Source organism: Petrotoga halophila DSM 16923 (genome assembly GCF_002924615.1).
The window spans coordinates 1-7,884 of record NZ_JALY01000091.1 but is presented as its reverse complement, the minus strand read 5'-3'; the positions used below and the strand labels follow the sequence as shown (position 1 = coordinate 7,884).

Genomic DNA, 7,884 nt, shown 5'->3' with positions numbered 1-7,884 from the left:
TATTGTATTTTAGTTTTACTTCTTCTCAGTTGTTTTTCTGCTTTGTTTTCTCATTGTGTTCTCTTATCTTACTTTTTTTTTTCTAATAATGCTGTGATAATCGATTATTCCACGTTAGTATTCGTCGGCAGCGTCAGTTGTGCCTCTCCGCCAGGTATTGTTGCAAAAAGTTCTCACAATATAGCCTGTTTTGGTTTTTAGCCTAATTTTGAATTCGTACATCTCTTTGTTTAGGTAGTCCACTATATGATTAGGAAGTTCAAATCTGACACCAAGATCAACCTTATCATTTGATAAGACTAAATCAGGATGATCTTTGACCATATCGGATACTAATTTGTGGCCTCTTCTGCCAACTGCAACAACGACCTTGTCATAGGTTTTTTCAATGCCACTATTTGTTACTACGACAACCTCTGTACCAGGAATAATTTTGATAACTTCCTCACCAAAAATAAAATTAATGTTATTGAATTTTGAAAATTCTTCGAAAATGTTTTTTACCGTTTCTATTAGCAACTCTGTACCCAGATGAAAAAAGTGAGATCTTACGGGTTCGAAATCAGCATCGTAGAACCTTTTATATAACTCTTTATTTTCAAAAGAATCGCCTTTTTCTAATTTATTAGAAAGCTCTAATTTTTTATGATCGTCCAACTTTGCTAAGCCAGATTTTGTGAGATAATATTCCACAACCTTCTTTTGAATATTCAACGGGATGACTAAGTCTCCCCCCATTTCTTTTGAAATGAATAATTTCCCATCGTATTTCAAACCGCCAAATCCTGCACTTTCTAAATTTTCACCTTTTTCATAAATATCTATCTTGTAATGATCAATCTTTTGCTCTTCTTGTAGTCCTTTTAAGAAACCTATAGAAGCTGCGCCAAAACCTATAATAGCCATTTTTTTCATAAAACTCCCTCCCGTTAAATCATTCGCTATCCTACAAAGGTTCAATTTCTATTGACAAGAGTCTATAAATATAGTATAATAACTTTGAATTGCCGAGGTGGCGGAATTGGCAGACGCGACGGACTCAAAATCCGTTGGGGTGGAGAACCCCGTGCGGGTTCAACTCCCGCCCTCGGCACCAATAAAGGGCATGCGGAAGCATGCCCTTTAATCTTTTATAGGAATCTCACCCAGTTTTAATCAAGATTTCTTATTGCACAATGAAATCAATTTTTAACTTATTTTCTTCTATTGAACTCACATTTAGTAACAAGCCATATTGGCCTTTCAAATTCGGCACATAGTTTTGAAAAATAGGGGTTAAATCCACAAAGGCGTAAGTAACATCCCCGGTTCCAATTCGTTCACTTAATTTTTGGAACAATTCATTCTCTGAAAGCTTTGGTTTATCATTCAGAAGTTTTTGAAGCTCATCTGGTTTCATTTGTGAAAGCATCAAGTATTCGTCTTTCCAAACATAAAAAGTATTAGTTAAAATTTCTGTTTCATCGTTTTGATTTGTAATCTCAGATTCTATATAAAATTCCATCATGTTTTCGCTGGTCTTTTTGTATTTTATATTATTTTCATTCAAAATAGGTATAATTTCGTCTATTTTAGCGTCAGTTTTCAATTTTAAATAGCTTGCATTACTTGCATTAGAAATTGTCGGCATTGCACCGTTGCTCGTAGTTAAATCAACGTTAGCCTCTACTCCTTGAGAAAGAGATATTAAATTTTCCACGATTTTGTAATCTACTATTATATTTATGAAATCGGCGTAATTTGTTAAATCTTTTGGGATTAAACCAGAGGTAAAAAATATACTACCCAGGAAGGGATATTCTTGAGGCCCTTTTACAAAGTTTTTATCGATAAATTCTGTTTCTGCAGTTCCATTTCCTCCACCTATTAAGAATCCATCTTTAACGTAAAAATAGCCTTCTCCTTGATAGTCAGAGGTGTTTATTCTGTAATACAACCCCTTTTTTGTGGGAAGAATCTCTTCAAAATCAGTAACCCCTTTTTCAGAAGAAGAATATACCTCTTTATTTTGAACCATGACAAGATAATTTTGATTTCCAATACTTTGATAGATAGGGGTAAAAGAAATTCCGTAATCTTTCAAAGGTTCTAATAATTTATCCAAATCTGAGGCAAAAGTTTGGGGATTTTCTAAAGGGCCAACGGAAAAACCGAAAATATAATTATTTTCTTTGGGTTCTTGAACGAAAATCGAAAGGTCAACATTGAGATTACTTAGAAAACTTTCGTAATCTATTTTTAAAGCGTTAAAATACATTTGAGCAAGATTAGAAATCATTAGTTCTGCGTTAAATGGTTCTAGCAATAAAGTTTTCATAGTTGGTACAGTTTTTAAATCTGTGTATGTGCCTTCTAAATCATTTATTAAGACTACTGCTTTTGAATCTGAAGGGACTAGTTTTAAAACGTCTTGAGGAAAAATTGTGATACTAAAAATGAAAATTACTAATAAAAAAGAAAATAAGAATTTTTTCATAATTTACATCGTGCGATAATACGCACATTACCTCCTTTGATTTATTTTTTGATATTATCCATGTTATTTTATCATAAATTTCCAAAATAATTGAAAACTTTTGTCTACATTTCTATTAGCAAAGCAAGCAATAAAAACGATATTTGATAGATAAAACTGTTCTCAAAACTGTATATATCTATTGGAGGCAAACTTACCTTTTTTCTTAACAATATGAACGATAGAATTCCTGCAGCAAAGAGTAAATATCCAATCATTATTTTTAAGATAGATAGGTCAGAAGCGATAATCTTGAAATAATAAGTTATATATACAACGTTTAAAATTGCGAAGATGAACATATACCAGTACTTGTATTCAAATTTTTTCTTCTTCACTTTAAAGGTGCTTAATAATTTATAGAAGTACATTCCGAAGATGAAAATGTTTATCTCTAAAAAATAGGATAAAGATAAATTATCCTTGAGGATATAAAGGCTAAAGGGGAACAATCCTCCTAGGTTCATGAGCAAGAAAAAAAGCAAAAAAAATGTATCTAAGGATATTTGTGAATCTTGTAGTTCTTTTAGATTTTTTGTACCGTTTTTCTCGTATATATCTTCGGCTATCATGAATAAAAATCCTTTGGTGAACATATGAAAAACTATAAAATATGGGAAAAGAGAAGGTTGGAGTAGAATAACCATCAGCCCATAACTCATCTGAGTCATTGTAGAATAAGCCATAAATTTTTTGATATCGTATTGTAGCAACGTAAATATGGATGCCAAAATAGCAGTTATAACTGCGAAATAGTACAGAAAATTTTTAAGTTCATGGGGTAAAGATGGTGTGAGTAAATAAATTATAAATAAAGGAAGTTTAACGATCATACCTGATAATATAGGAGAGATTCCTTTTACAGCCTCCGTGTGGGCATCGGGTAACCATCCAGAAAGAAAAAATAGTCCGCCTTTAGTTAACAACCCTGTTAGGATAAAACTGAAAGCAAAGGTATTAATTCCATTTAAAAGGTTGTAATTTAGATTCAAGGTACCTGAATTTGAATAAAGAATTCCTACCCCTATCAAATAGAAATTTAAGGCTACTAAGCTCATCATCATGTACTTCAAAGCTGCCCATATTCTTATTTCATTCTTATCGTATGATAATAAAAGAAAGGTTAATATAGAGGCGAGCTCCAAATGAACGTATATGTTGAAAAAATCTCTACTCATAAAGAAACCGTTTACACTTCCTGTCAATAGAAGCCAAAGTGAGAAAAACACATGATCATAATTTTTATAGATTCTAAAAAAGGTTATTAAAGAGAAAACATTGAATAAAATAAGTAAGAACTTAATAGTAAAGTCAAAGGTGAATTCGATACCTTTAAGTGCGGAATAGTTTCCTATTACAAATGAACCTTCTTGAAAAATAGCAAGAAATAAGAAAGTTAGTATATACGAAATTGTCACCAGTATGGTGGTTTTTCTTTTAAAAATATAAGTCAGTATGCCGAAAGATATTGGTATTAAAGATACAAGTAGAATCATGTTTTGCTCCTGTTCTTATGAGATTTTTTATTTTTTCTTGACTTTCTTTTCAATTTCGTCAACCTCAAGGGTCTTGAATTTGGAAGATAATATCATTGCAAAAACTAACATTAATGCCAAATTTGCAAATCCAATTACTATAACGGTAAGTAGAAAAGAATGTATGAGTGGGTCTGCGTAACTTTGTAGATGTGTGCTGATGATAGGTGAATTTGCATCATAGGCTAAAAGAACAAAAAAAAGAACTATTCCCCCTTGGAATACCCCGAGGTTAATAAATATTAAGATAAGATCTTTCTTTACGATAATTCCAAATAAGCCAATAAGTATTATTGATAAGGTCAGGATATAGAAAATATTCATAATAACCCCTTATGTTTTAAAAATCTATACAGAATAGTCCATGATCCACCAAAAACCTCGAAATAAATTAAAAAGTTTAGTAAAATGGCAGACCCTCCACTAGCCAGCTCCCCGGGATATCCATTTAGATGGAAATTAGAAAAAATTGTATCTCCCCAAGTATATCCTAATAAACCGTATATTATTATGAATAAAGGAACCAACATTTTTAGCTTCTCGATTTTAGATTTTACAAACAAGTTTTCTATTTCATCCGTTGGTCTAACCAGGGAAACAGCAAGAAAACCTGTTCCTAGAATAGTACCTGCAGCAAATCCACCACCAGGGGCTATATGCCCGGTTATCGCAATATAAAGAGAGATTAAGACTATTATTTGAAAAATTATTGGAGTTATAACCTTTATGATTGGTGTATCGTATATTATCTGTTGGTCGTCGGAAGCAACCGTTGGAATTTTCCCTATAAATTCGGAAATACCAATGATTACCACCGTAAAAACTAATATTTCAAAAAAGGTGTCGTATATCCTATAATCAAGAACAATAGCAGAAACCATATTAATCGATCCATTTTCGGTAAGGATTTCAGAAGATTCATAGAAACTTTTCATATCTCCAACTTTTAAATTTAATCCAAGAACGAAGAAAATTATGATTGTCAAGGTTAAAACAATGTACTTTTTCAACCTATATACCTCCTGACAAGGTTTTCATAGTATACGGTGTCACTTTTTATTTCTTCCAAAAATTTGTTGAAGTCCCTTGCTAAAGATTTATCCCTTTTATAAAAAATTATCCTGTAACTAGTATCTTTAATAATTTCTATTTTTTTGGACAGTAGCGTTTCTCCTCCCATCACTATTTTTCGGAATCTTACCGCATCTATTATGAAATCATCATCCAAATCTTCAAAGCTTTGTGATTTTAAGTTCGTCGTAAAAATTCCTAAACAAGTTTTATTAGGTTGACCAACAGCGTATAATTTTGATAATAATATACCGTTGGAAGGTATTATGTTTTCATAATTATTATCTTCTAAAATTATTCCTCCAGCCAGAATTTCTCCATGGTCGTTTATGTTATCTATAGGATCTTCAAGATCTTTGGTGTTTACTTTTATAAAATCGGCATCCAATCCTTTTCTTTCCAAAAATTCTTTGATCAGTTCGTATTCAAATCCGTATAAATTTCCTTCTTTTTCCTCTATCATATAAGGTGTTTCGATGTAGTAGACCTTAACCTCGGCAGTCTTTTTTATGGCAATTAGATATATAAAAATAACAAAAGCGGCACCAATAGTTATTTCAACAAAAGCTACATCCGGAGCATTCAGAAGAAAAAATAGTACAGAAGTGGCTACAGAAAAAACTCCGTAACCGATGATCACGTTAATATAGCTTTTTTGTGATAATATGTATAATGAAAGAACGATCAAACTTAAAAACAAAAAAATTATAGAATAGTTCACTTGATTTTTCTGCCCACCTTTTCACCAGACTTTGCAGCGTGATAAGCAATTATTGAGGAGATTGCTGGATTTAAAACTAGAATAATGATAGATAATATGAGTAATCTAGCCATGTTTTCTGGATATTTGAGCATCAGTGAGATTATAACGGAGATTATTCCTACTGTATCTGCTATCCCAATTGCTTGAATTTTAGAATAGAAATCCTCCATCGTAAACAATCCTAAGGTTCCCGCAAACAGAAATATTATTCCCATTCCCATTAAAATGTTGGCGATCATCTTTTATTACCTCCTCTTTCCAGGTAAGCGGATACTATCAAAACACCCCAGATGTTAAGAATTAAGAAAATAATTATAACGTCTAGAAGAAAAGATTGATCCGAAACAAGAGAAAAAACTAACATCAGGATGACCGCTTTTGAAGAGAACGAAGAATAGGAAAGTACCTTTTCCCATTTTGATTTTGTCAATATCAGCCTAATCAAAATCATAAAAAGGGATAAAAGGATAAAAATTTCTAGTATATGTATCAAATTATATCATCCTTCCAAACATTATCCACTATATGTGCCTCTTCAGGATTTGAAGAAACTTTATGGACTATTAACTTATCATCTTCTTCATATAAAACAAGTGTTTTAGGGGTCAATGAGATGGAATTTGCTATTGCAGCTTTTTCAAAATCAGATTTTCCTTTAACGTCTATATGAGATAAACCCGAGTACCTTTTTAAGAGTATCAAAGGTAAAAAAGAAAATGTATTTTTGTACATTTTTAAAAGGCTACCCAAACTATATACCAATATTTGTATAGTCCCATAAGTAGTATTTTTAAAAAATAAGTTGGTAATTCTAATTGTGATGATAACAACAAAAGTTCCTAAAATTAACGAAAGATCTGAAAAGTCGTTGATTAAAACACTCCAAATTATAAATAAAAAGATGTAAGCCATAAAAACTCCCGTGCCTTATTGATAGGCTAAGTTACGACTGAGATTTCCAATCGTTTTAGATATATAACCGACAATTTCTTCCATTGTTTGTTTTATATCGTTTGTTTCAATTGAAAATCCAGCTGCTCGTGGATGACCGCCGCCACCATAATTAAGGGCGATCTTGGATACATCTGCCCACTTTTTGGATCTTAATGAAACATGATAAGAATCTTTTTCATATTCTTGAAATACAATAGCAATCTCAACGCCTCTTATGGATCTAAGATTTTCCACAAAAGAAGGCGAATCTTTTGGTAAAATGTTGTATTTGGAAAGCATATCCAGGGATAATAAAGAGTAAGCAATTTGGCCATTTAAGGCAAGTTTAAGATTGGAAATGACGTCTTTGTACAAATAGATCTGCTCTAATGGTATGTTATCTAATATGGTATTTGAAATATCGTTGATATTTGCTCCTTTTTCAATCAATTCAGTGACATCTTTGAAAACTAAAACGTCAGCATTTTGATATTTAAAGAAGCCGGTATCGGTTGCTATTCCCAACAAATTCATTGTGGCTAGTTCTTTGTCGTATTCAACATTTAAAGAACTTAATATTCTATAGACCATTTGAGCGGTTGAAGCCATCTTGGGGTCTACCCAGTTCAAATTTCCAAAATATGTATTTGTTACGTGGTGATCGATTAAAAGGACATGAAAAGCATTTAAAAATTTTTCAATTCTTCCTATTCTATCCGGTGAAGAACAGTCTAAAATTACCATAATATCGTAATTTTTATAAATTGTTTCTTCAATATCTTCGAACTTTTTGATCTTCGATTTAACCAAAGGGAATTGTAAAAGATATTCGGGAATTTCATCGTCGATGACGGCCGTCACATTTTTTCCCAATTTTTCTAATCCTAAAGTCATCGATACTAAACTACTCACATCATCTCCATCTGGGAGTATATGCCCTACTATCAAAACATTATCATTCTTACTTATTTCTTCTACGATCTCTTTTAGATTTTCAGACAACTTTTTTCCTCCGTTCTTTTTGATGGTTTTCATTAAAATAATTTTATAGCGTTGTATACAACCTT

At 31.8% G+C, this 7,884-nt stretch carries 10 protein-coding genes and 1 tRNA gene; 1 reads left to right on the top strand and 10 read right to left on the bottom strand.

Annotation, left to right across the window (positions count from 1 at the left end):
* Window positions 1–114: 114 nt before the first annotated feature.
* A complete protein-coding gene (locus tag AA81_RS04025; protein ID WP_211292651.1) occupies window positions 115–915 on the bottom strand; it encodes a hypothetical protein in 801 nt (266 codons plus the stop codon).
* 91 nt (window positions 916–1,006) lie between these two features.
* Between AA81_RS04025 and AA81_RS04020 the strand changes: the two genes are divergently transcribed.
* Window positions 1,007–1,096: transfer RNA gene (locus AA81_RS04020), tRNA-Leu, on the top strand.
* Window positions 1,097–1,165: 69 nt separating this feature from the next.
* Here the strand turns inward: AA81_RS04020 and AA81_RS04015 are convergent.
* The 9 genes from AA81_RS04015 to AA81_RS03975 form a co-directional block, all read right to left on the bottom strand.
* Window positions 1,166–2,476, bottom strand: a complete 1,311-nt coding sequence (locus AA81_RS04015; RefSeq protein ID WP_103898286.1) for a hypothetical protein — start codon at window positions 2,474–2,476, stop codon at window positions 1,166–1,168.
* A gap of 104 nt (window positions 2,477–2,580) precedes the next feature.
* Window positions 2,581–4,011, bottom strand: a complete 1,431-nt coding sequence (locus AA81_RS04010) for a complex I subunit 5 family protein (protein ID WP_103898285.1) — start codon at window positions 4,009–4,011, stop codon at window positions 2,581–2,583.
* A gap of 27 nt (window positions 4,012–4,038) precedes the next feature.
* Window positions 4,039–4,374 carry a cation:proton antiporter subunit C gene (locus AA81_RS04005; protein ID WP_103077759.1) on the bottom strand — a complete coding sequence of 112 codons (336 nt, stop codon included), beginning with the start codon at window positions 4,372–4,374 and terminating at the stop codon, window positions 4,039–4,041.
* Window positions 4,371–5,060 carry an MnhB domain-containing protein gene (locus AA81_RS04000; protein ID WP_103077760.1) on the bottom strand — a complete coding sequence of 230 codons (690 nt, stop codon included), beginning with the start codon at window positions 5,058–5,060 and terminating at the stop codon, window positions 4,371–4,373. The genes AA81_RS04005 and AA81_RS04000 overlap by 4 nt, the downstream gene beginning before the upstream one ends.
* A complete protein-coding gene (locus AA81_RS03995; RefSeq protein ID WP_103077761.1) occupies window positions 5,057–5,842 on the bottom strand; it encodes a Na(+)/H(+) antiporter subunit B in 786 nt (261 codons plus the stop codon). Before AA81_RS03995 ends, AA81_RS04000 begins: the two co-directional genes overlap by 4 nt.
* Window positions 5,839–6,123 carry a monovalent cation/H(+) antiporter subunit G gene (locus AA81_RS03990; protein WP_103078502.1) on the bottom strand — a complete coding sequence of 95 codons (285 nt, stop codon included), beginning with the start codon at window positions 6,121–6,123 and terminating at the stop codon, window positions 5,839–5,841. Before AA81_RS03990 ends, AA81_RS03995 begins: the two co-directional genes overlap by 4 nt.
* A complete protein-coding gene (locus AA81_RS14870) occupies window positions 6,120–6,335 on the bottom strand; it encodes a monovalent cation/H+ antiporter complex subunit F (RefSeq protein ID WP_369333229.1) in 216 nt (71 codons plus the stop codon). The genes AA81_RS03990 and AA81_RS14870 overlap by 4 nt, the downstream gene beginning before the upstream one ends.
* Window positions 6,336–6,373: 38 nt before the next feature.
* Entirely contained in the window at window positions 6,374–6,796 is a 423-nt protein-coding gene (locus AA81_RS03980) for a Na+/H+ antiporter subunit E (protein WP_103078500.1), read from the bottom strand.
* A 15-nt stretch (window positions 6,797–6,811) separates the two neighbouring features.
* The gene (locus tag AA81_RS03975) at window positions 6,812–7,819 is read right to left on the bottom strand and encodes a DHH family phosphoesterase (protein WP_211292650.1); all 1,008 of its coding nucleotides are present in this window, start codon (window positions 7,817–7,819) and stop codon (window positions 6,812–6,814) included.
* Window positions 7,820–7,884: the final 65 nt, after the last annotated feature.

Bases quoted from the DNA above. Each gene is read 5' to 3' on its own strand.
- AA81_RS04025 (WP_211292651.1), bottom strand. From the start codon at position 915: ATGAAAAAAATGGCTATTATAGGTTTTGGCGCAGCTTCTATAGGTTTC.
- AA81_RS04015 (WP_103898286.1), bottom strand. From the start codon at position 2,476: ATGAAAAAATTCTTATTTTCTTTTTTATTAGTAATTTTCATTTTTAGT.
- AA81_RS04010 (WP_103898285.1), bottom strand. From the start codon at position 4,011: ATGATTCTACTTGTATCTTTAATACCAATATCTTTCGGCATACTGACT.
- AA81_RS04005 (WP_103077759.1), bottom strand. From the start codon at position 4,374: ATGAATATTTTCTATATCCTGACCTTATCAATAATACTTATTGGCTTA.
- AA81_RS03990 (WP_103078502.1), bottom strand. From the start codon at position 6,123: ATGATCGCCAACATTTTAATGGGAATGGGAATAATATTTCTGTTTGCG.
- AA81_RS14870 (WP_369333229.1), bottom strand. From the start codon at position 6,335: ATGATTTTGATTAGGCTGATATTGACAAAATCAAAATGGGAAAAGGTA.
- AA81_RS03980 (WP_103078500.1), bottom strand. From the start codon at position 6,796: ATGGCTTACATCTTTTTATTTATAATTTGGAGTGTTTTAATCAACGAC.